The sequence below is a fragment of the Calidithermus terrae genome (genome assembly GCF_003574345.1).
Lineage (GTDB): Bacteria > Deinococcota > Deinococci > Deinococcales > Thermaceae > Calidithermus > Calidithermus chliarophilus.
On record NZ_QXDL01000433.1, the window covers coordinates 1 to 1,140 of the forward strand.

The 1,140-nt window shown below is 74.1% G+C and carries 2 protein-coding genes and 1 pseudogene; 1 reads left to right on the forward strand and 2 read right to left on the reverse strand.

All coding sequences use genetic code 11. The features are described from left to right. Positions 1 to 184, reverse strand: a pseudogene (locus Mterra_RS21405) (TlpA family protein disulfide reductase); the annotation flags it as partial. After that, complete coding sequence (locus Mterra_RS21410; protein ID WP_245971721.1) at positions 181 to 678, reverse strand: rhodanese-like domain-containing protein; 498 nt, start codon at positions 676 to 678, stop codon at positions 181 to 183. The gene Mterra_RS21410 and the pseudogene Mterra_RS21405, both read right to left, overlap by 4 nt. 174 nt (positions 679 to 852) lie before the next feature. On the opposite strand from Mterra_RS21410, the gene Mterra_RS21415 reads away from it, so the two are divergent. After that, positions 853 to 1,140, forward strand: a 288-nt coding sequence (locus Mterra_RS21415) for a cation transporter (protein WP_176582573.1), incomplete at its 3' end; no start/stop codon positions are given.

Genomic DNA, 1,140 nt, shown 5'->3' on the forward strand with positions numbered 1-1,140 from the left:
GGTGCCCCAGCACGTGCCCCAGCCGGGCCGCCAGGAGCGCCGCCAGCAGCACCCACCCCCCCCGGGCCTCCAGGCCCCGCCGCGCCGCCAGCGCGGTGAAGGCCAGGGCCCCCAGCAGCAGGGCCAGGTTGGGCCAGCTCAGGGCCAGCGGCCCCAGCAGGAGGGCGTCGGGGGTCAGGCTCATCGCTCCAGAGGATAGCCCGCCGACTGCCAGGCCAGTATGCCGCCCTGCACGTTGCGCACGTCCTTGAAGCCGAGCCCGGCCAGCGTCCGGCTCGCCTGCGCCGAGCGGTTGCCGCTGCGGCAGATCACGTAGACCGGGGCGTCCTTGGGGAGTTGCCCGGCCCGGGCCGCGACCTGCCCCAGGGGCAGCAGGGTGGACCCCGGCACGTGCCCCTCGGCGTGCTCGTGGGGCTCGCGCACGTCCAGCACGACGCGGCCGGGCTCGCGGGCGGCCCGGAGCTCCTGCACGCTCACGTCCTTGTAGCCCGGCTCGGGGGCGCAGCCGTTGAGCAGCGCGAGGGCCGCCAGGACCGCCAGGAGCCAGGGCGTCACCCGGCACGGCGGGAAGCCCCGCGCCCGGCGGGCCAGGAACGAGCGCAGGCGGCCCATCGGCGCACGCCCCTGCCGGCCGCCCGGCGCCTGCTGCGCCTGTCCGCGGATTTCGTAGGGGGGCATCTTCTCCACGGCTTTTCCTCCGGGCTCCCTGGGGCCTCGGCCCACTATACCCCTAGGGGATATATCTGTAAAGCGGCCCGGGAACGCTTGAACGAACGCTCATATGTTGCTAGACTCCTGTCATAGCTGAGCGGTTGCTCAGATATCGAATTCGCGTTCTCAAGAGGAGCCTTCATGAGCCGCCCAACGCCCGCGCCCCGCGCGCCCGAGCTGTGCTACCGGGTCGAGGGGATGGACTGCGCCGACTGCGCCAACAAGATCGAAGCCCTCGTCCGCAAGACCCCCGGGGCCAGCAACCCCCGGGCGGCCTTCGCCACGCAGCTCCTCCGGCTCAACCTCGACGAGTCGGTCACGCCGCGCCGGCGGCTCGAGGCCGACCTCCGCGCGCTGGGCTACGAGCCGACCCTGCACGGCGCGGGCGCGGAGGCGCGGGAAGCGCACGCCCCCGAAGCCCCGCCCGAC